This is a genomic window from Roseibium sp. LAB1, assembly GCF_054658235.1.
In genome coordinates this window covers 637,386-658,021 of the sequence record NZ_BAAGIB010000001.1, presented here as the reverse complement: position 1 = coordinate 658,021, position 20,636 = coordinate 637,386, and the positions used below count along the sequence as shown (strand labels likewise).

Annotated in this window: 14 protein-coding genes; 10 read left to right on the top strand and 4 right to left on the bottom strand. The window is 59.0% G+C overall.

The window, feature by feature from the left end:
- Positions 1-61 precede the first annotated feature (61 nt).
- Entirely contained in the window at positions 62-1,330 is a 1,269-nt protein-coding gene (locus ACYQ54_RS03135; RefSeq protein ID WP_460079240.1) for an NAD(P)/FAD-dependent oxidoreductase, read from the top strand.
- Positions 1,331-1,490: 160 nt separating this feature from the next.
- On the opposite strand, the gene ACYQ54_RS03130 is transcribed toward ACYQ54_RS03135, so the two are convergent.
- On the bottom strand, positions 1,491-1,970 hold the full coding sequence (locus tag ACYQ54_RS03130; RefSeq protein WP_248159419.1) for an Lrp/AsnC family transcriptional regulator: 480 nt from the start codon (positions 1,968-1,970) through the stop codon (positions 1,491-1,493).
- Positions 1,971-2,117: 147 nt separating this feature from the next.
- Between ACYQ54_RS03130 and ACYQ54_RS03125 the strand changes: the two genes are divergently transcribed.
- Positions 2,118-5,639 carry an indolepyruvate ferredoxin oxidoreductase family protein gene (locus ACYQ54_RS03125; RefSeq protein WP_460079239.1) on the top strand — a complete coding sequence of 1,174 codons (3,522 nt, stop codon included), beginning with the start codon at positions 2,118-2,120 and terminating at the stop codon, positions 5,637-5,639.
- 129 nt (positions 5,640-5,768) lie between these two features.
- Here ACYQ54_RS03125 and ACYQ54_RS03120 read toward each other — a convergent pair whose 3' ends face one another.
- The gene (locus ACYQ54_RS03120; protein ID WP_460079238.1) at positions 5,769-5,999 is read right to left on the bottom strand and encodes a hypothetical protein; all 231 of its coding nucleotides are present in this window, start codon (positions 5,997-5,999) and stop codon (positions 5,769-5,771) included.
- A gap of 450 nt (positions 6,000-6,449) precedes the next feature.
- On the opposite strand from ACYQ54_RS03120, the gene ACYQ54_RS03115 reads away from it, so the two are divergent.
- From ACYQ54_RS03115 to ACYQ54_RS03100, 4 genes are all read left to right on the top strand, one after another.
- Positions 6,450-7,535, top strand: a complete 1,086-nt coding sequence (locus tag ACYQ54_RS03115) for a DUF2336 domain-containing protein (RefSeq protein WP_460079237.1) — start codon at positions 6,450-6,452, stop codon at positions 7,533-7,535.
- A gap of 158 nt (positions 7,536-7,693) precedes the next feature.
- Positions 7,694-10,135 (top strand): mechanosensitive ion channel domain-containing protein, encoded by a 2,442-nt coding sequence (locus ACYQ54_RS03110; protein ID WP_460079234.1) that lies wholly within the window; start codon positions 7,694-7,696, stop codon positions 10,133-10,135.
- A gap of 97 nt (positions 10,136-10,232) precedes the next feature.
- On the top strand, positions 10,233-10,799 hold the full coding sequence (locus tag ACYQ54_RS03105) for a hypothetical protein (protein WP_460079233.1): 567 nt from the start codon (positions 10,233-10,235) through the stop codon (positions 10,797-10,799).
- Positions 10,800-10,980: 181 nt separating this feature from the next.
- Positions 10,981-11,874, top strand: coding sequence for a glycosyltransferase family 17 protein (locus tag ACYQ54_RS03100; protein WP_460079231.1), 894 nt, complete (start codon positions 10,981-10,983; stop codon positions 11,872-11,874).
- A 38-nt stretch (positions 11,875-11,912) separates the two neighbouring features.
- Here the strand turns inward: ACYQ54_RS03100 and ACYQ54_RS03095 are convergent, their stop codons facing one another.
- Together ACYQ54_RS03095 and ACYQ54_RS03090 are read right to left on the bottom strand one after the other, a co-directional pair.
- Positions 11,913-13,094 carry a hypothetical protein gene (locus tag ACYQ54_RS03095; protein ID WP_460079230.1) on the bottom strand — a complete coding sequence of 394 codons (1,182 nt, stop codon included), beginning with the start codon at positions 13,092-13,094 and terminating at the stop codon, positions 11,913-11,915.
- A 34-nt stretch (positions 13,095-13,128) separates the two neighbouring features.
- Positions 13,129-13,512 carry a hypothetical protein gene (locus ACYQ54_RS03090; protein WP_460079227.1) on the bottom strand — a complete coding sequence of 128 codons (384 nt, stop codon included), beginning with the start codon at positions 13,510-13,512 and terminating at the stop codon, positions 13,129-13,131.
- Between the two features lie 486 nt (positions 13,513-13,998).
- On the opposite strand from ACYQ54_RS03090, the gene ACYQ54_RS03085 reads away from it, so the two are divergent.
- The 4 genes from ACYQ54_RS03085 (at position 13,999) to metH (ending at position 20,196) form a co-directional block, all read left to right on the top strand.
- A complete protein-coding gene (locus tag ACYQ54_RS03085; RefSeq protein WP_460079226.1) occupies positions 13,999-15,009 on the top strand; it encodes an ArsR/SmtB family transcription factor in 1,011 nt (336 codons plus the stop codon).
- Between the two features lies 1 nt (position 15,010).
- Positions 15,011-15,925, top strand: coding sequence for a methylenetetrahydrofolate reductase [NAD(P)H] (gene metF / locus ACYQ54_RS03080; RefSeq protein ID WP_152510404.1), 915 nt, complete (start codon positions 15,011-15,013; stop codon positions 15,923-15,925).
- Between the two features lie 179 nt (positions 15,926-16,104).
- On the top strand, positions 16,105-16,389 hold the full coding sequence (locus tag ACYQ54_RS03075; RefSeq protein WP_460079223.1) for a hypothetical protein: 285 nt from the start codon (positions 16,105-16,107) through the stop codon (positions 16,387-16,389).
- A 78-nt stretch (positions 16,390-16,467) separates the two neighbouring features.
- The gene (gene metH, locus ACYQ54_RS03070; RefSeq protein ID WP_460079221.1) at positions 16,468-20,196 is read left to right on the top strand and encodes a methionine synthase; all 3,729 of its coding nucleotides are present in this window, start codon (positions 16,468-16,470) and stop codon (positions 20,194-20,196) included.
- Positions 20,197-20,636 lie beyond the last annotated feature (440 nt).

The following is a 20,636-nucleotide window of genomic DNA, read 5'->3' as shown; positions in this document are numbered from 1 at the left end:
CCTCGCCTCTTAAAGGATCCGGATCCTGGAAGCCAGCATTACGGCACCGACCGGAACAGGCATGACAGCAAAAAACAGGCAGACGCAATCCTTCGACGTGATGGTGCTAGGCGCCGGCATCGTCGGCGTGTCGACGGCGCTGCATCTGCAACGTCTGGGCCTTTCGGTTGCGCTTATTGACCGAAAACACCCGGGCGAAGAAGCTTCTTTCGGCAATGCGGGCATTGTCCAGCGCAACGGTTTCGTACCGCATGCCGTGCCAACGCATCCGCTCAAGCTCCTGGGGATCCTGTTCGGCCGGTCGAGTGCCGTTTCCCTGGACGCGGCGACCGTCCTGCGCATGCTGCCGTGGCTTCGCCAGTTCCATGCGGCAGGCAGCGCCCGCGGGATTGAAGCCTATTCCCGTGTGGTCGCCCCGCTCCGAGCCTTCGCGGTCGAGGAACATCTCGATCTGGCACATGCGACCAATGCGGATCGCTTCTACCGCCAGGGTGGCTGGCTGCATCTTTACCGCTCGGAGCCGGCCTTTCGGGCAAGCGAGATAGAACGGCAATACGCAAGGGTGTTCGGCGTTGCCTATCGCGAGATGTCTGCCGGCGACATCGGAACGCTTGAACCGGGGCTGAATGCAAAAGGCCTGAGAGGCGTTCACTGGTCGGAAAGTTGCTCGGTCTCCAATCCCGGTGCCGTGGTCGATGCCTTCTGGCGGCACTTTGTCTATGAAGGCGGGGGGTATTTCCGCGCCGATGCCCTGAAGTTGCAACAGGAGCACGGAGGCTGGCAAATTGAGGGGGAACTCGGCACGGTGTTTGCCCGCCAGGCGGTGGTGGCTCTTGGAGCCTGGTCCATGGATCTGTTGACCCGCCTCGGGGAAACCTATCCGCTGGCAGTCAAGCGTGGTTACCACATGCATTACCGCCCGCTGTCAGGCGCGTCACTGTCGCGGCCGGTGGTGGATGTCGAAAACGGCTTTGCCCTGACGCCGACAGACAACGGCATTCGTCTGACAACAGGGGTCGAACTGGCCGAGAGGGACGCGCCGCCCAATCCGGCAGTCGTCAAGCTGGCGAAACGACGGGCCGAGGACCTGTTTCCCCTTGGCCGCGCGCTGCAGGATCAGCCCTGGATGGGGAGCAGGCCGTGCCTGCCGGATTCGCTGCCAGTGGTCGGGCCTTCCGCCAAGACACCGGGTCTGTGGCTCAATTTCGGCCATGCTCATGACGGTTTCACGCTCGGGCCGGTCACCGGTCGTCTGCTGGCCAGCCTGATTGCCGGCAAGCAGCCGTTCCTGGATCCGGCGGGATTGTCTCCGCTGCGGTTCGCCACCTGACACCCTCCGCAAGAGTTCAAGGGACGACGACCCTGTAAAGTTCATCCGGCAACAGGCCGGATGCGCGGTGTTCTTGAGGGACGGGATTTTTCGGTGTTGGCTGGTTGCGCCTCCGGTTCGGATCAGGTCCGATGGAGGCGCGGTCATTCGAAGAGAAGAGTCAGTTTTCCCGCAAGGGCAGGGCGACAGTGTCCTTGACGGTGTTGACGACAATGCGAGACTGCACATCGGACACAAGCGTATTGTCGAGCAGCTTTAGCCGCAGAAAATTGTCGTAGGTTTTGATATCATCGGTGACGACCTTGATAAGATAGTCAACCGCACCGGTGATGCGCTCGCAGGTAACGACCTCGGGCCAGTGATGCACCAGCTTGTCGAAGGTTTCCATGTTCTCGCGGCTTGGAACCGCAAGCTTGACGAAGGAATAGGCCACGAAGCCGAGACCCACGGATTCGCGGTCGATAATCGCAGTGATCTGGCGGATGATTCCTTGTTCTTTCAGGCGCTTGATCCTGCGCCAGCAAGGCGTTTGGCTCATGCCCGCTTCCTTTGCGACTTCGGCAATGGAGAGCGACGCATCCCGTTGCAGCACACGCAGAACACGTATGTCTGACGGGTCGAGAAGATATTTATCGGTCATTGGATATTTTAGGAATTTTTATTCTGCCTCTGGGTGATTGGCCGTGACGATAGCACAGAAATTGCCTGAGAAAAGGATGATATTACCTAATATGTGAGGTTGCCGCGAAGGGCCATTGCCCCAGATGTCGGTTGAGGAGGAATTCGGATGAACGTGCACATGCCAACCGTTACCCTGGAGGACAAATACGTCGCCACGGAAGGACGGGTCTATCTGACAGGCATACAGGCGCTTGTCCGGCTGGCGCTCGATCGGGCGCGTCTGGACCAGTTGGCCGGCCTGAAGACGGGCGGCTTCATTTCCGGTTACCGGGGGTCTCCTCTCGCCGGTTACGATACCGAGCTGATGCGTGCCCACCGCCACCTCAAGGAATATGACGTCGTCTTCAAGCCGGGCGTCAACGAAGAGCTGGGCGCGACAGCTGTCTGGGGAAGTCAGAAGCTGCGCGGCGAGGGCGGTGTCGGACGGGCAACTGCCTATGACGGCGTCTTCGGCATCTGGTACGGCAAGGCGCCGGGTGTCGACCGTGCCGGTGACGCATTGCGCCAGGCAAACGCTTCGGGCACCGACCGCAACGGCGGTGTTCTTGCGCTTGCCGGCGACGACCACCTGGCGAAATCCTCGATCCTGCCGGCGCAGAGCGAATTCTATTTCGAGCATGCGGAAATCCCGGTTCTGAATCCGGCCGATATCCAGGACGTGCTCGACTATGGCCTGCACGGACTGGAAATGTCCCGCTTCACCAGCCTCTGGACGGCCCTGATCTGTGTGGCCGACACGATGGATGCATCGGCGACGATCAATATCTCGCCGAACAGACTGCGCATAGTCCGTCCGCTGGAAGGCGACCCTCGCAAGGATTATCACCAGAACCGCGATCTGCTTCTCGGCAACCGTCTCGAAACCGAACGTCTGGTGCGCGACCTTCGCATTCCGGCCGCCCAGGCCTATGTGCGAACCAACGGTCTCGACCGTGTCACCTTCGGCACAAGAACCAACCCGAAATACGGCATCGTGGCGTCGGGCAAGGCCTACCGGGATTTGCTCCAGGCACTCGACCTGATGGGCATTACCGAGGACTTTGCCAAGGCGCTGGGCCTCGGGGTCTACAAGGTGGCGATGAGCTGGCCGCTGGAGCCGCTCGGCCTGCGCGATTTTGCCCGCGGCGTCGAGCGCCTGCTGGTGGTCGAGCACAAGCGCGCCTTTATGGAAAGCCAGATCAAGGAGATTTCCTATCACTGGCCGGAAATGAGCCGGCCGGAAATCTGGGGCAAGCGCCGCCCGGACGGCACGCCGTTCCTGTCGGATGTGCTGGAACTGTCTGTCGCCGAACTGATCGAAGGTCTGATGACCTGGCTGCCGGAGGACGTGGTTTCGGAAGAAATGCGCGCCGTTGCCGACCGCATGACCAAGCAGGCCATGTGGGCCCAGGGCCACGCGGAACGTGCTGCCCGCATTCCCTATTTCTGTTCCGGTTGCCCTCACTCAACGTCTACCAATACGCCTGAAGGCTCCCGCTCTCTGCCGGGGATCGGCTGTCATGCCATGACTGAAATGGCCGGACGGACGACCGAAGGGCAGATCGCCATGGGTGGCGAGGGTGTGCTTTGGGTCGGGCAGCAGCCCTTCTCAGGTGACAGCCATGTCTTTGCCAATGTCGGCGACGGCACCTATTTCCATTCCGGCATCCTGGCGATCCGCCAGGCGCTCGCGTCCAATGTTCCGATCACCTACAAGATCCTTTACAACGACGCGGTTGCCATGACCGGTGGTCAGAAGGTGGACGGCCAGCTGAGCGTGCCGCAAATCACCCGCCAGCTGGAAGCCGAAGGCGTCGAGCGCATCGCCATCGTATCGGAAAATCCTGAAACCTACGGCTCCTGGTCGCCGATCGCACCGGGCACCAAGGTGTATCACCGTGACGAGCTGATGGATGTGCAGACTGAAATGCAGTCCTTCAAGGGCGTGTCCGTGATTGTTTACGACCAGACCTGTGCCGCGGAAAAACGCCGCCGGCGCAAGCGTGGCCTGTTCCCGGACCCGGATAAGCGCCTGTTCATCAACGACCGGGTGTGCGAAGGCTGCGGCGACTGCTCTGTCCAGTCCAACTGCCTGTCGGTCGAACCGCTGGCAACGCCCTTCGGTGAAAAGCGCGTCATCAACCAATCGAGCTGCAACAAGGATTTCTCCTGCATCAAGGGTTTCTGCCCATCCTTTGTCGAAATCGAGGGGGCAGCGCTGAAGAAGCCGAAAAAGGCCGATGTCGATATCGACGCTCTGGTGGAAACCCTGCCACAGCCGACACTGGCCTCGCTCGATCGCACCTGGAACACGCTGGTCGCCGGTATCGGCGGCATGGGCGTGACCACCATCAGCGCCATTCTGGCGATGGCGGCCCATGTTGACGGCAAGCAGGCTTCCACGCTGGACATGACCGGCCTTGCCCAGAAGGGCGGCCCGGTGACCTCGCACGTGCGTTTTGCCGCCGGTAACAAGTCCATTGAAGGCCCGCGGGTTCCCGCTGCCAGCCTCGATCTTCTGATCGCCAGCGACATGGTGGTGGCCGCAAATGCGGACCAGCTCGCGCTTGCCCATCGTGGCCACATGCTGACGGTTGCCAACACCAAGGTGGCACCGACCGCGGAATTCGTGCTGAAGCAGACGCTGTCCTTTGACGAAAAGCAGATGGACAGCGCTCTGCGCAAGGCATCTGGCACATATCTGCCCGTCAATGCGGCCGACGTGGCGGAAAAACTTCTGGGCGATGCCATCTTTGCCAACATGCTGCTGGTCGGCATGGCATTCCAGAGTGGCGCACTGCCGGTGTCGGACTACGCCATCGAAACCGCGCTTGAACTCAATGGCGCTTCCGTGAAGAACAACATCAAGGCCTTCCGCGCCGGCCGCGTGCTGGCCGCCGATCCGGAAAAGCTTCTGAAGACGCTGCCGAGTGAAATCAAGCCGCGGGTCTTCACCATCGACGAAAAGATCGCGTTCAATGCCCAGGAGCTGACGTCTTACCAGGATGCCGTCTATGCGCAGCGCTATCTGGATCTCGTCGGCAAGGTCAAAGCGGCCGACGAAGCGCATGGTCCGGGTACGTTGCGCCTGACGCAGACGGTTTCCGACATGCTGTTCAAGCTTATGGCCTACAAGGACGAATATGAAGTTGCGCGGCTCTATAGCGATCCCGCGTTCAAGCAGAAGATCGCGCAGCGCTTTGAAGATCCGAAAAAGCTGAAAGTCCATCTGGCGCCGCCGTTTCTCGCGCATCGCAAGGATCCGAAGACCGGCCGTCCTCAGAAGATAGCGTTCGGCCCCTGGATCTTCTCGGCCTTCAGCTTCCTGGCGAAGTTCAAGGGCATGCGCGGCAAATGGTACGATCCGTTTGGCAGGACAGCCGAACGCAAGACCGAGCGCGCACTTGTCAGCCAGTATGAAGGCGATATCGGTGAAATCCTGCAGCGGCTGCCGGAAGGCAATTACGGTCTGCTGGTTGAACTTGCCCGGGTTCCGGACCTCGTCCGCGGCTTCGGTCCGGTGAAGGATGCCAATATCGAGAAGGCAGCCGAGAAGCGCCGCGTTCTTCTGGAGCAGCTCGACAAGAGCAACGACGGCGGCTCGGACAACAAGGCCACTTCCAAGGAGTTCCTGGCAGCAGCCGAGTAACGGTCACCCAGTGAAACGGAAAAAGAGCCGGCGCCGAAAGGTGCCGGTTTTTTGTTGCGCCCCTCAATTTCCAGGGAGAGAGGGTCGGGACGCTGTCCATATGCTCAACGCGTTGTCTTTGCGGGAGATTTAACGCCAGGGGCCGCTTATGACCGGCCTGCGCCGGATTTCCTCACGTGCTCGCAGGCCGTTGTCGCTCAGGACATCCAGAAGAAGATCGTCCGGAATGGGCTGACGTCGGGAGCGCAGAAAACGGGTGTTGCCAAGCTTCTTTCGCAGGAGTGCCACCAGTTGATAAAGACCACGTGCACGTGAGGGGGATGCTGCGGTTGCGCGGGGAAATGGGACGACGGAGGACATGGAGGACTCCAATAAAGAAATATCTTACTTTCTTTATTTGATACCCATTGATAGGGGTGTCAATAAGAAAAGAAAAATATTTCTTTATCTAAGCCTGACCATGCGGAATGGATCTGTGTCCGGGTCAGCTCGGCGTAACTCATGAGTTCAAACAAGTCGTGATTCCAGGGTGTGCCGATCTGCCCAAATGGCCCCCGTAAAACTTTTTCCGGAAAAATTATTCAGATTCAGACGCCGTGAAAACGGCTCTTCGAAGCCCGTTCGTTTTGGTGAAAATTGTTACGTGTCAAAGAGTTATAGTGAATACACGCGATATAGTTAGAATTGATCTCAATTTTTACAAAAAGACAATTACATTCTGGAAAAGCGCGTTTCGACCTTCTTTAAAACTCATCGTCATTTTCTGTACCAACGCCAAACCGGCACACTTGTGAAAATTGGTAATGAAGCATGACTGAAGCGTTGAAAACAGAACTGGTGAACTTCTCGGAGCTGACCGGTGAAGCTGGCAGCGCCCGGAGGGCCGAACTGGCCCGGCATGTCGCGACCCTGTTTGCCCTGACCTCCGACCGGTGCTCCGACGAGCAGGTTGATATTTACGACTCCGTCCTCTTGCGGCTTGTCGACATGGTGGAAGAAGAAGTTCGCCGCTATGTCGCCGACCAGATGTCCAGCCTGAGACGCGGTCCGGAAGAAACGATCCGCCGTCTGGCCGATGACGATATTGAGGTGGCAGAGCCGATCCTGCTGCGTTCAACCGTGCTGCGGGAAACCGACCTGATCAAGATTGCAGAAAAGCGCGGCAACGCGCACCGGTTCGCAATTGCACAGCGTGAAGTTCTGTCCGAAGAGCTGACCGATGTGCTGGTGCGCCGCGGCGACCTGAAGGTCAAGCGCAAGGTCGCCAGCAATGACGGCGCCTGCCTGTCGGATGCATCGATCATGGCTCTGATCAGCGATGCGGCTTCCGACGCGACGTTGCAGCTCTCCCTGAGCGAGCGTGCGGACCTTGCCGAAGCCCACATCGCCAGCCTGATTTCGGTTGCCAGCGAAGAAGTCCGGCGGAAGCTGCATGCAACCGGCCGCGGTCACGAAGCGGAGCGGGTTGAGGAAGCTGCCGACATTGCCGCGCAGCGGATGTCCAACCAGTATTGGCTGGGCCGTTACGACTTTGAAACCGCACGCAGCCGTGTCCTGCTGCTGGCCAAGCGCGGCATGGTCAACGAAGCGGCCCTGCGACGGTTCGCGTCGGAAGACAGGTTCGCGGAGGCGGTTGCCACCTTTGCCTGGCTGGTGCGATGCGGTGTCGAGGAAGTCAGCCACTGGATGGTACGCCCCGATCCGGAGCCGTTCGTCATCCTTGCCAAGGCGTCCGGTTTTTCCTCCATCACAGTGGGTTCCCTGCTGGCCATCGGCCCCTGGCGTCATCGCCTGACGCCGGATGTGCGCAGCGACGCCATGGCCATGTTCGAGCGCATGACGATTGCCGAAGCCAAGCGCAAGATGGCCCATTGGAACAGCAACGTTCTGCATTAATACGATTGAGCAAGGCGCCTCCTGCCTGCCAGGGCCCGGTTCGGATGGATCGGGCCTTTTCTTTTTCAGCCTGTCCCGATAAGCCGGCTTTCTTTCAAATGGCATAGATCCATGCCAAGAAAGACGGGACCTTTTTCGCGACTCGTCCTGGGGCTGACATGCGCTTTTCACACCATTCCAATCGCCGGCTCTGTCCGACATTCGGTGGCCGCAGGAGACCAGGCAGGGGGCCAGACAGGGGGAGGATCCTGCTGTCTGCTCTGCTTGCGCTGTTCCTGTGTCTGGGCGGGGTGTCGTCCGGTTCGCAGGCGCAAGGCATTCCCGGACTGTTCTCTGGCACCACATCCTCCAAGACGGACGCAGGCAATGAGGCGGCGGTCAACGGCGCCACGAAAAACGGTGAGGCGGCAGGAGGTGATGCACTGCCGGCACCGGCCGCCGGGACGGCACGGAATGATACGACCGGCGACGGCGGAAACCTTCTTCAGACGGTCGACGAATTTTCGGATAATGCCGTCGAAGCCCGGGACGAGCTCAAGTCCATCGTCCACAAAATTCCGATGATCCAGGACGAGATGGTGGAGACTTTGCGCTCACAAGGGGGCGAGCAGGGGCTCAGCTGGATGTCGGCAACTCTGCTGGACATCCTGGTCTCCGTGGTCCTGGGCCTTGCCGCATCCACCCTGTTGAGCCGTTGGGGCCGGCGGCAATTCGCAGCCTGGTATCGGCCGGATGCGACGACGCGTGCCGACAAGATCATCTATCTTTATTCCCGGGCGATTTTGATGATTGTCGGGGTAGGGCTGTTCTTTGCGGTTTCGGCCGGTGTCTTTCTTCTGGTGGGAACCGGTATCGAGGCGTCCAACAAGACGGCCCTGGTGATCGTCGGCACCCTGGCGGTGTTCCTGGCACTGCGTGTCGTCTGGCTGAATGTGCTGGCGCCGGACGCGGAAAGCCACCGGCTGGTGGCGCTTTCCAATCAGGAGGCAACCGGGCTCTACCGGACGCTGCTGATCGGCACCGGCATATCCCTGACAGCGGTTGCCTTCTGCCTGTGGATGGAGCGTCTGGGGCTGTCGCCCGACTTTCACAAACTGGCATTGATCGCAGCGTCCGCGCTGTCGATGGTTATCCTGTCCGGTATCGCAATGGCCTATCGGCGAGTGATTGCGCGGTTAATCCGGGGCAAGAAAGGGGCAGAAGCGCCGATCTGGCGCAGGGCTCTGGCCGGTGTCTGGCACTTCATCGCCGTTGCCTATTTCTTCCTGGCCTGGGGCATTTCGACCGTGCGCATCCTGCTCGACTTGCCGAACGCCATTGGTCTTGTCGCCGCTCCGCTGGAAGTGCTGTTGATGGCAGCTGTTGCCTATGGCCTCCTGATCCTGCTCATCGACCGGGTTCTGTTGCCCCGGCTGGACACGGTCGCCGCCCAGGAAAAGATCGCCGAGGGCATCAAGCGTGCCGAAGAGGGTGAGGGTGGCGAACAGGATGTTGCGAGCACATTGGCCCAGGCGCGTGCGGAAGCCGCTGAACGGGAAGCGCGGCGATCGCCTTTTCGGGCGCTGTTCGACCGAGGCGCCACCATTCTGGTCGTGTTTACCTCGCTGGACATGCTGGCGTCCAAATGGGGTCTGCCGCTGGCAGGCAGCGGCTCTCTGATCGGCTCCTTTGTCGAGGTGCTGCTTGTCATGTTCCTGGGGTACATGGCCTATGAGGCGGTGAAGATCGTCATCGACCGGGAAATCGCCAAGGAAGCACCGGCGGAAAAGGACGAGGAGGCGGAAGTCGGGGGAACGGGCGAAAGCCGGATTTCGACATTGTTGCCGATCTTTCGCAACTTCCTGCTCATCACCATCGTGGTGATTGCCTCGATGGTGGTGCTGTCGCAGCTCGGCGTGAATATCGCACCGTTGTTCGCTGGTGCAGGTGTCGTTGGCCTGGCGGTCGGCTTCGGTGCGCAGACCCTGATCCGGGATATCTTTTCCGGCGCCTTCTATCTGATCGACGATGCCTTCCGCAAAGGGGAATATATCGATATCGGCAGCGCCAAGGGCGTTGTTGAAAAGATCTCGATCCGGTCGATGCAACTGCGGCATCACCGCGGGGCGCTGACGACTGTTCCCTTTGGCGAGATCCAGAAAGTGGAGAATTTCTCGCGCGACTGGGCCGTGATGAAACTTGCCTTCCGCGTCACCTACGACACGGACGTGGACAAGATGCGCAAGATCATCAAGAACTTCGGCAAGGAACTGCTGGAAGACGATTATTACGGCCCCATGTTCCTGGCGCCACTCAAGTCTCAGGGCATCATGTCAATGGAAGACAGCGCCATGATCGCGCGTGTCAAATTCACGACCAGGCCCGGCAAGCAGTTCGAACTTCGCAAGGTCGTCTATGCGGGCCTTCGTGATCTGTTCGAAAAGAACGGCATCAGGTTTGCGCATCGCCAGGTGACCGTGCGCGTTGCCGGGTCTGACGAAGCGGATGAGGCAGCGACACCGGCGGCCAGGGAAGCGGCGGCTGCCGGTGCGGCCGCAGCCGGGCTGTTGAGTGATGAGACCGGCTCAGAGAACGGCGGCAATCCCGAAGACCAGCTTTAGGGGGCGGTTTTCCGGAACGGTCTGACGTCAGACTTGCGGCGACGCTGTCATAATGCTGTGCTTCACTTCTCAGGTCACGATCGTGAAGGGGGGAATGATGTTAAAAAAGATGTTTCTGGGAGCTGCGCTTGCCGTTGGACTTTCCTGTCACGCGATGGCGGGCTCCTTGCAGGACAAGGCGGGCGAAGCGGAAGCGGCACTTGAAGCCGGCAAGGGCGGGGAAGCCATTGCCTTGATGCGGCAGGCCCTTTTCGACGTGTGGTCGCAGGCTCCCGTTTCCCTGCCTAAAGCCTTGTTCGTGGAGGCTCCAGCCGATGGCTTCGGCATCTATACGCCCAGACCCGATTCCGTTTTCGCGGCGGACGAAACGCTGCGGATCTATCTGGAGCCGATCGGCTTCGACTGGAAAAAAGAGGACGGCCTGTTCACATCCCTGTTGACCGTCGACTTCGACCTGGCGTCGCCTGACGGCAAGGTGCTTGCCGGACAAAAGGGTTTCGGCCGGTTCGACTTCAAGAGCCACGTGCCCAATACCGAATATATGGCCAACCTGACGCTGAATGTCAGCGGGGCTCCGGCAGGCGACTATGTTCTGGAACTCACCGTGAACGACGAATACAGCGGCAATTCCGCAAAGGTCCGGATGCCTTTCTCGATCAAGTAGGGCTTCGGACACAGGTGATACAAAAGACCCTTCGCATTTGTGCGCCAAGTGCGTGGACCTCTTGAGCGAAATCCGATATCGGTCCCGGCAGGCGCCATGAACGGGCCGGCTGTGTTGTGTGCTGCGATCCGGCAGCCCGGGAATGCCTGCCCATTGCTGATCGAGGAAACCGGGCACACACATGAAGCTCTACGACTGTTTTGTCTTCCACAACGAGTTTGATCTTCTGGAAATCCGTTTTCGGGAAATGGGTGACCACGTCGACTTTTTTGTGCTTGTGGAAGCGAACCAGACGCAGCGGGGCGGGTCCAAGCCGTTCTATTTCGCGGAAAATCGGGAGCGTTTCGCGTCCTGGGCGGACAAGATCATCGATCTGCAGATCGAGTTTCCGGATGAATTGCCGCCAGCGCTCGGCGTCTACAAGAACCGCCGAAAATCCGATTGGGAACGTGAGAACTTTCAGCGCAACTGCATTGCGCGGGCGCTCGATGCTTGTGCGCCTGACGACCTGATGCTGTTGTCGGACGTGGACGAGATCGTGCGGTCCGACGTTCTGAAGCGGGTTCTCGACGAGCAGCTCTACAAGGGGCGCCTGCTGGTGTTCGAACAGAGCCTGCACAAACATCATCTCGATCGCATCGTGCCCGGCAAGACCTGGTTGCTGGGCTCGCGGATGCTCGAGAAAAAGTATCTGACCACTCCGCAACAATTGCGCCGGACCAAGGCCCGGATGACGAAGAAGTCCTATGTGCCGGGCTTTATTGCGCAGCCGCTGCTCAGGATCCGCAACAACAACCTGTCGGGCATCGCAAGACCGGTGAACATCCTGCCCGATGCAGGCTGGCATTTCTCTTCAATGGGCGGGCTGGAAGCGTTCCGGACCAAGCTGAATTCCGTCGTGCACGGCCAGACCGTCGATACCAGTGACCTGCAGAAGCTTTATGCGCGGGAGCTGACCGGAACCGAACTGATCCCGCTCTCTGACTTGCCTGTCTGCGTTCGCGAAGGCCGGTTCGATCACATGCTAGCCTCCGGCGCCGAGGTTGGTGCCGGGGCGGCTGACGACCGGGCTTGAGTGCCCGGCTTCGCCGTCCCGACGCTTGAGTGGAAGACCTAGACCGGGTTTGGCGTATAGAGCTTCACGTTATATTTGACGTAGTTGTGGAATATGCCACCGGACTGTGTGTCGTAGGTCAGCGTTCTGGTTTGTCCAGGTGCAGGGATCTGGCTCGAGTTCACGTTGAATGTAGTGATCAGGTCATCTCCGCCGGTGTTCGAATTGTAGAGGCTGAGACTGAATTTCGAATTGAAATTTATTGTAAAACCGATGTCCCAGACACCGCCTTTGTTGATTGAGAAATAGTCCCACAAAGGATAGCGGAAGACTTTTGCCGGTTCATCGTCGAGATGGACCATGAAGTAGATTTCGTCGCAACCGCTACTGTCCTGGATCTCGAGGCATTGGATCAGGTTGACTGTCGTGCTGTTTGCGGCCGGAGGCTGGACCATGTCAGGCAGAGTGTCGTTGAGGATGGTAAGAGTGAAACCACCATAGAAATCGATACCTCCGCCAAATCCTTCCAGGAAGTAGGCAAAGAAAGTCCACTGGCTCGGCGTTACGTTTTCCGCAACCGGCCAGTAAGGGGCTTTCACTCCCAGAGAAAAATCGACGAGTAGACCGAAGACTTCGCTTGCGCCGATGTCTGCCCCCACGCAGGCACCCGTCATGCTGGAATAGGTATTCGAGCTCAGCCCGACACCTTCGCCAAGCGCGAAAAGCGCGTCTTCTCCCACACCGACGGTGCCGCCGACGTAAATCGAGTAGTTGTTGCGGTCTGTCAGACTGAAGGCAAAGCCGATATAGCCCGATACGCCAACGAAGATTTCCGCGATCACAGAAAAGTTCAGAACAAGGCTTCGCGGTGCATATTGTGCGATCAATTGCTTGATTATCGTGCCGCCAAGACTGGCGCTGGTGTCGAAAACGTCGGTTTGGGTTGCCAGGTCCATGACTCGCGCAATCTCGGGTATCTTTACCACTTCCTTGCCGAGAGCCATGACTTCTGCCGGATGCATGCCGGGCGCGTCCTTGGCCAGTTTCTGGCCGACAGCGCTTTCCCGGAACGCGATTTTTGCCGCCTTGAGGGCGGCCTGAATTTCCTGGGTCAAAGGCGGCAGATTTGCCTGATAATCTTCCTTTGATACGGTTGCCAGCTGTTTCCTCGTGGGCAGTGCTTCCGGGAAATCCGAAGCGTCCAGCCGATGCCGGACAAGTTTTTCCAATGTGATGGTCATGTCATACGTCCTTCGGTGCGTCAGGGACGCCTGTTCATTGTGCCCAGGAAAATTCGATGGTGAATTCGGTGTAGTCTCCGTTGCCCTTGTCGGTGCCGTTGGCAGCAATCTTCTGGTTGGAAGGGTCGGCCCCGGAGGTGAACCGCGCACATCCGAGAAAATCAGTTCTGTCGATGTTGATCTTGCGATCCTGTTCGTAGATCGTCAGGTTGCAGCACCCGTCGAACTCGAGGATCAGGTCGCCATTGATGTTCCAGGTGCCGCCGGTCGGGATACTGTAGGTGGACAGAGGCGATGGTGGATATCGCACCGGAGCGCCGCCATCGGACTGTGCGAGCAGCCAGATTTCAGCCTCATCCTTGGCGTCAGCCTGTCTCACACAGTGAATGTTATCGATTTTGATCTTGTATGCGGACAATACGGAAGTCCTCCATTGCGAAGTTGCGTTCAGAAAAATTGCAACTTTTTAACGATAGAGGGCGTGCGCATCGGATTCCAGCTACCAATTCTGATCAAATCGATCCAATGCTTTCAATTTGAATGTCTTTGAAATATTCATGAATATATAATTCTTGTACTTCGTATTTATGATTTAAATTTTCATATAAAATTTTGTTTTTATAGTGAGTGTATTCATTTATTTAACGTTATGTCTTCTGGTTTATTTTCGAAGTTTCTTTTGAAGTACGCGTGTTGTCGCTGGTGCAATGGCGGAATACCCAAAACATGTTTCATGGCAGGTGGACAGTGTTGCGCTGTGTGAGGCAGTCGCTGAAGCTGTGACTGCCTTAGCGCGACACTCCGACGAAAATCGACAAATCCACGTCGCATTTGGTTTGATTGCTTGCAACGTGTTTCGGTTTCATATAAAGATATCTTTATATCGACATTGATGGCGAAGCAGATGACCGAAGAACAGACCCTCTCCGTTGACGATACCCTGGCTGCCCTGAGGGCGGTCGGTGAGGCAACACGCCTGAGGCTGATTGCGCTGCTGGCGGAGAGCGAGCTGACGGTAAAGGACGCCACGGCCATTCTCGGTCAGAGCCAGCCGCGCATATCGCGTCATCTCAAACTGCTCGCTGAAGCCGATCTTATCCAGCGTTTCCCGGAAGGATCCTGGGTTTACTACCGGCTGGCGGATGGCCCGGAAGGCCAGCTCGCCCGCGATCTGGTTGCCCGCATCTCACGGGAAGACCCGGTGCTGGCGGCCGATCAGGAACGGTTCCAGGCAATCCGCAAGGCCAAGGCCGACGAGGCTGCGGCCTATTTTGCAGCTCGCGCTCTGACCTGGGACCGGGAGCGGTCGCTTCACGTTTCCGAAGATGACGTCGAGACGGCAATGCGCAAGGCATTGGGCGACAAGCCGTTCCAGTCGTTCCTCGATCTGGGGACCGGCACCGGCCGTTTGCTGGAAGTGTTTGCTGACCAGTATGCGACTGCGCTCGGTGTCGATGCGTCGCATGACATGCTTGCGGTTGCCCGTGCGAACCTCGCCAAGGCCGGGCTCAGCAATGCTCAGGTACGCCATGGCGATGTTTATGCACTTAATGTTCCGCCGCGGTCCTTCGACGTCGTGGCGATCCACCAGGTGCTGCACTTCCTGGACGAACCGGCGAGGGCGCTTAACGAGGCTGCCCGCGCGCTGCGTCCCGGTGGCCGCCTGCTGATCATCGATTTTGCTCCGCATCAGCTGGAGTTCCTGCGCGAGAAACACGCGCACCGCCGCCTGGGCTTTGCCCATGACCAGATGGAGCGTTGGCTGGAAACGCTCGAACTGGACCTGGAACAGGTCACCGATCTCGTTCCCGGAGACGGCAACGATACCAACCTTACCGTAACCCTTTGGCTTGCGCGTGACCGCCGAATTGTCACCGACCTGCCTGCCCGAGACACGTCCCGAGAGGTCGCCTAACATGACAACCTGTTCCAACCGCCGGTCTCATCAGGCCGCACCGTCGCCGATCACAGCTTCGTTCGAATTTTTCCCGCCGAAGTCCGACAAGATGGCGGAGACGCTGTGGCAGACGGTGCAGCGGCTGGCGCCGCTCAGCCCGTCCTTCGTTTCCGTCACCTACGGTGCCGGAGGCTCCACCCGTGAACGCACACATCGCACAGTCGAGCGGATCCTCAAGGAAACCGACCTTGCTCCGGCGGCACATCTGACCTGCGTCGGTGCGGCACGCAGCGAAATAGATGCGATCGTCAAAGACTACTGGGATCTTGGTGTGCGTCATCTGGTGGCGCTGCGCGGCGACCCGCTCGACGGTATCGGCTCGCGCTACGTGCCGCATCCGGAGGGCTATGCCTATGCCTCCGATCTGGTGGAGGGCGTCAAAAAGATCGCCAATTTCGATATTTCCGTCTCTGGTTATCCGGAAAGACACCCGGAAAGCGGTAACTGGCAGAAAGAGATCGACAATCTGAAGCGCAAGGTCGATGCCGGGGCGGACCGGATCATCACCCAGTACTTCTTCGACAATGACCTGTTCGACGATTACCTGGACCGGATCGCTGCTGCCGGCATCAACATTCCGGTGATTCCGGGCATTCTGCCGATCCACAATTTCGAACAGACCATGGTATTCTCCGCCAAGTGCGGCACGTCCATTCCGCAGTGGCTTGCGCGGCGTTTTGCCGGTCTGACCAACGACCCGGAAACCCGGAAGCTGGTTGGCGTTTCGGTTGCCTGCGAACAGGTGATGGACCTTGTCGACCGCGGCATCAACGACTTCCATTTCTACACCATGAACCGGGCCGACCTGACCTTTGCCATCTGCCACATGCTGGGCATGGGGCAGCCGGAAACCAAGGAAACCCTCGCAGCCTGAGGGAGGTTAGGCAGCCGGACTGGGTGCTGAAACATCCTGGTTGTTTTTGATTTAGAGCGGATGCCCCAACACCTGGTCCCTTGCCCTCCTTTGGGTGGGGACGGGGTATCGGTACAGCCGAAACAAGCTGCGGTCTTCGGAACAGGATTGGCCGGAAACAAAGCGGGAAGCGGAGCGAGATGATCAAGTTAAGCACTGCCGATGCCATCGAGACGACCGCCTATGCGGTGCTGCGGGAGAAGGGTTTCGATCTTCATGTGGTCGACATGGGGGGCGACAAGACCCGTCTCATCGTCGCCTCGGACAAGGACCATGAGTTCCGTGGTCACTCGGCTCTCGAAATTCTGGGGCTTCTGGCCGTCTATCAGGCCCGCGGTGACGACTGGCACCCGACCGAGGACGAGGTTCACAACCGCACCAAGTTCTGGGACGCCTCCTACAACGATACCGACCGGGACAGCTGACGCGCTGTCCGGTTGCCAATTCGAAATCACGCCGGCGCCTGCCGGCCAAACCAACAGAAATTTCCGGAAGGAAACCCCGTGATCAAGTCAGACGCCTTCGAGCGCCTCCGTGACCTCGCCAAGACTCGTATTCTCGTCCTTGACGGTGCCATGGGCACGGAAATCCAGCTTCTGAAACTGGACGAAGCGGCCTATCGCGGCGACCGCTTCAAGGACTGGCCGAGCGACATCAAGGGCAACAACGATCTGCTGAGCCTGACCCTGCCGGACGCGATCCGGAAGATCCACGTCGACTACCTGGAAGCCGGTGCCGACATCGTCGAGACCAACACCTTTTCCTCCACGACGATTGCCCAGGCCGATTACGGCATGGAAGAGCTTGCCTATGAGCTGAACTTCGAAAGCGCGAAGCTCGCGCGGGAGGCTTGCGACAAGGTGACCGCGCAAGATCCGTCCCGGCCGCGGTTCGTGGCCGGTGCTCTCGGCCCGACCAACCGGACAGCTTCGATCTCTCCGGATGTGAACAACCCTGGCTATCGTGCCGTTTCCTTTGACGATCTTCGAATTGCCTATGCCGAAGCAACCCGCGGGCTTATTGCCGGTGGCGCGGATATCATCCTGGTCGAAACCATCTTCGATACGCTGAATGCCAAGGCTGCCCTTTTTGCCATCGACGAGGTCTTCGAGGAAACCGGCAAGAAACTGCCGGTGATGATTTCCGGGACGATTACCGACCTTTCCGGACGGACGCTTTCCGGGCAGACCCCGGAGGCCTTCTGGAATTCCGTCCGGCATACCAACCCGCTGACCATCGGTCTCAACTGTGCACTTGGTGCAAAGGAAATGCGCGCCCATGTGGATGAACTCGGCCGTGTCGCCGATACCCTTGTGTGTGCCTATCCGAACGCCGGCTTGCCGAATGAATTCGGTGAATATGACGAGAGCCCGGAACATATGGCCGGCCTGATCGAGGAATTCGCCTCCGCCGGTCTCGTCAACGTCGTCGGCGGCTGCTGCGGCACAACGCCCGCGCATATCAAGGCGATTGCGGAGGCCGTTGCAGACAAGAAGCCGCGCGAGATTCCGGAAATCGACATTCACATGCGCCTGTCCGGCCTGGAGCCATTCGTCGTGACGAAGGAGACAAACTTCGTCAACGTCGGCGAACGGACCAACGTCACCGGCTCGGCCAGGTTCCGCAAACTGATCAAGGAAGGCGATTACGCCACCGCGCTCGAGGTTGCCCGTCAGCAGGTGGAAAACGGCGCGCAGATCATCGACATCAACATGGATGAAGGCCTGCTCGATTCCGAGGAAGCCATGGTCACGTTCCTGAACCTGGTGGCGGCCGAGCCGGATATCGCCAAGGTGCCGATCATGATCGACAGTTCCAAGTGGACGGTCATCGAAGCGGGTCTCAAGTGCATTCAGGGCAAGGGTGTCGTGAACTCCATCTCGATGAAGGAAGGTGAAGAAGCCTTTATCGAGCAGGCCAAGAAAGTCCGCCGCTATGGCGCCGCGGTCGTCGTCATGGCCTTCGACGAGAAGGGGCAGGCGGACACTTTCGAGCGCAAGACCGAGATTTGCGCGCGCTCCTACAAGATCCTGACCGAAAAGGTCGACTTCCCGCCGGAAGACATCATTTTCGACCCGAACATCTTCGCGGTTGCGACGGGTATCGAGGAACACAACAACTACGGTGTCGATTTCATCGAGGCGACCGGCTGGATCCGCCAGAACCTGCCGCATGCCCATGTGTCGGGCGGTGTGTCGAACCTGTCGTTCTCGTTCCGCGGCAATGAAGCCGTGCGCGAGGCAATGCATTCCGTGTTCCTTTACCACGCGATCAAGCGCGGCATGGACATGGGCATCGTCAACGCCGGCCAGCTTGCGGTCTATAACGATCTGGAAACCGAGCTGCGCGAGCTTTGCGAGGACGTTGTCCTCAACCGGCGGCAGGACAGCACCGACAGGATGCTGGAAGCGGCCGAGCGCTGGAAAGGCGAGGGCGGCAAGAAGAGGGAAGCCGATCTCACCTGGCGAACCTGGGGTGTTGCCAAGCGCCTGGAACACGCGCTCGTTCACGGCATTGCCGATTATGTGGAAGAAGATACCGAGGAAGCCCGCCAGGCCTTCGACCGGCCGCTGCATGTGATCGAAGGCCCGCTGATGGACGGCATGAACGTCGTCGGCGATCTCTTCGGCTCCGGGCAGATGTTCCTGCCGCAGGTGGTCAAGTCTGCCCGCGTCATGAAAAAGGCGGTCGCCTATCTGATGCCGTTCATGGAAAAGGAAAAGGAAGAGCTCGGCCAGACGGGTCAGTCTTCCGCCGGCAAGATCCTGATGGCGACGGTCAAGGGCGATGTGCATGACATCGGCAAGAACATCGTCGGCGTCGTGCTTCAGTGCAACAACTTCGAGGTGATCGATCTCGGCGTCATGGTGCCGGCAGCGAAGATCCTCGATACCGCGCGTCAGGAAAAGGTCGACATGATCGGGCTATCCGGTCTGATCACGCCGTCTCTGGATGAAATGTGCCACGTTGCTGCCGAACTGGAACGTGAAGGGCTCGACGTGCCGCTTCTGATCGGCGGGGCGACCACATCCAAGATCCATACGGCGGTAAAGATCCACCCGAACTATGCCCGCGGTCAGGCGATCTATGTCACCGATGCGGGCCGGGCTGTTGGTGTCGCCTCCAAGCTGATGAGCGAAGGCGGACGTGCGCCCTATTATGCCAATGTTCGTGCCGAATATGCCGACATTGCCGAAAAGCATGCCGCCGGTCGGGGCGCACAGCAGCGTACGTCGCTAAAGGCTGCGCGGGACAACGCCTTCAAGGCGGACTTCCCGGGCAAGCCGCCGGTGGCGCCGAAAAAGCCGGGGACGACCGTCTTCGACGACTTCCCGCTGGAAGAGCTGGTTCCGCTCATCGACTGGACACCGTTCTTCTCCACCTGGGAGATCAAGGGCCGTTATCCGGCGGTGCTGACCGACAATCGTTACGGTCCGGCAGCCAAGGCACTTTTCGACGATGCTCGGCGCATGCTTGACGAAATCGTGGAGAAGAAGCTGCTGACGGCACGCGGTGTCGCGAGCCTGTGGCCGGCCAATGCTGTCGGCGACGATGTGCGGGTCTTCACCGACGAGAGCCGGAGCGAAACACTGGCAACGTTCCACACGCTGCGCCAGCAGATGACACGGACGGCGGGCGGCCGCGCCAATATTGCCCTCAGCGATTTCGTCGCGCCCGAGGACAGCGGCATTGCCGACTGGATCGGTGGTTTCGCGGTAACATCCGGTCATGGCGAGGACGAGCTGGCGGCGCGTTACGCCAGGGAGTCGGACGACTACAACAAGATCCTGTCCCAGTCTCTGGCGGACCGGCTGGCGGAAGCCTTCGCCGAGAAGCTGCACCAGATCGTGCGGACGGAGCTGTGGGGCTATGCGGCGGATGAAAACCTGTCCATCGAGGACATCATCGCGGAAAAATACCAGGGCATTCGCCCGGCGCCGGGCTATCCGGCCCAGCCGGATCATACGGAAAAGGATACATTGTTCCAGCTGCTCGACGCTGAACGCCTGACCGGCATCCAGTTGACCGAGAGCAAGGCCATGCTGCCGGGCTCTTCTGTTTCCGGGCTCTACTTCGGCCATGCGGACAGCCACTATTTCGGCGTCGGCAAGATCGAAAAGGATCAGGTGGCGGATTACGCGGCCCGCAAGGGGTGGGATCTGGCCTATGCGGAACGCTGGTTGGCACCGATTCTCAACTACGATCCGGCCCGGATGGTCGCCGCAGAGTAATTTCGGGGCCTGTTTCCGGTTTGAAAACGATAGCCTCCCGCGTGTCGCACGCGGGAGGCTATTTATTTTCTGCAACGAATTAAGTGACGTAAGAGAAATAAAACAAAATTTTGAAAATATGCACATTGTGCGCTCTTGTAATGCGCACGCAGTGCGCTAACATATGCTCTATCAGGTGAGTGCCGACCAAGGTTCTGCGCACACCAAAGGAGAAAAATATGAATGTGCACATTGCTAAAATAATGCTGGTTCAGCATCGCCAGGACTACAACCGGGACCGCCTTGCGTGGTTGCCGTCGCGGCTTTACCGCTCCTGGCGAGAAGCCCTTCCGAAGGTTCAGGAGACCCTCCGGTCTCTTTGAGCTGGGCCGCACCGCTAATTGGCCCCAATAAACAAGAAAAAGATCGAAGGGCGCCTCGTATGCCCCCGGCGCCCGCCC

Bases quoted from the DNA above. Each gene is read 5' to 3' on its own strand.
- ACYQ54_RS03135 (WP_460079240.1), top strand. From the start codon at position 62: ATGACAGCAAAAAACAGGCAGACGCAATCCTTCGACGTGATGGTGCTA.
- ACYQ54_RS03130 (WP_248159419.1), bottom strand. From the start codon at position 1,970: ATGACCGATAAATATCTTCTCGACCCGTCAGACATACGTGTTCTGCGT.
- ACYQ54_RS03125 (WP_460079239.1), top strand. From the start codon at position 2,118: ATGAACGTGCACATGCCAACCGTTACCCTGGAGGACAAATACGTCGCC.
- ACYQ54_RS03120 (WP_460079238.1), bottom strand. From the start codon at position 5,999: ATGTCCTCCGTCGTCCCATTTCCCCGCGCAACCGCAGCATCCCCCTCA.
- ACYQ54_RS03115 (WP_460079237.1), top strand. From the start codon at position 6,450: ATGACTGAAGCGTTGAAAACAGAACTGGTGAACTTCTCGGAGCTGACC.
- ACYQ54_RS03110 (WP_460079234.1), top strand. From the start codon at position 7,694: ATGCGCTTTTCACACCATTCCAATCGCCGGCTCTGTCCGACATTCGGT.
- ACYQ54_RS03105 (WP_460079233.1), top strand. From the start codon at position 10,233: ATGTTAAAAAAGATGTTTCTGGGAGCTGCGCTTGCCGTTGGACTTTCC.
- ACYQ54_RS03100 (WP_460079231.1), top strand. From the start codon at position 10,981: ATGAAGCTCTACGACTGTTTTGTCTTCCACAACGAGTTTGATCTTCTG.
- ACYQ54_RS03095 (WP_460079230.1), bottom strand. From the start codon at position 13,094: ATGACCATCACATTGGAAAAACTTGTCCGGCATCGGCTGGACGCTTCG.
- ACYQ54_RS03085 (WP_460079226.1), top strand. From the start codon at position 13,999: ATGACCGAAGAACAGACCCTCTCCGTTGACGATACCCTGGCTGCCCTG.
- metF (WP_152510404.1), top strand. From the start codon at position 15,011: ATGACAACCTGTTCCAACCGCCGGTCTCATCAGGCCGCACCGTCGCCG.
- ACYQ54_RS03075 (WP_460079223.1), top strand. From the start codon at position 16,105: ATGATCAAGTTAAGCACTGCCGATGCCATCGAGACGACCGCCTATGCG.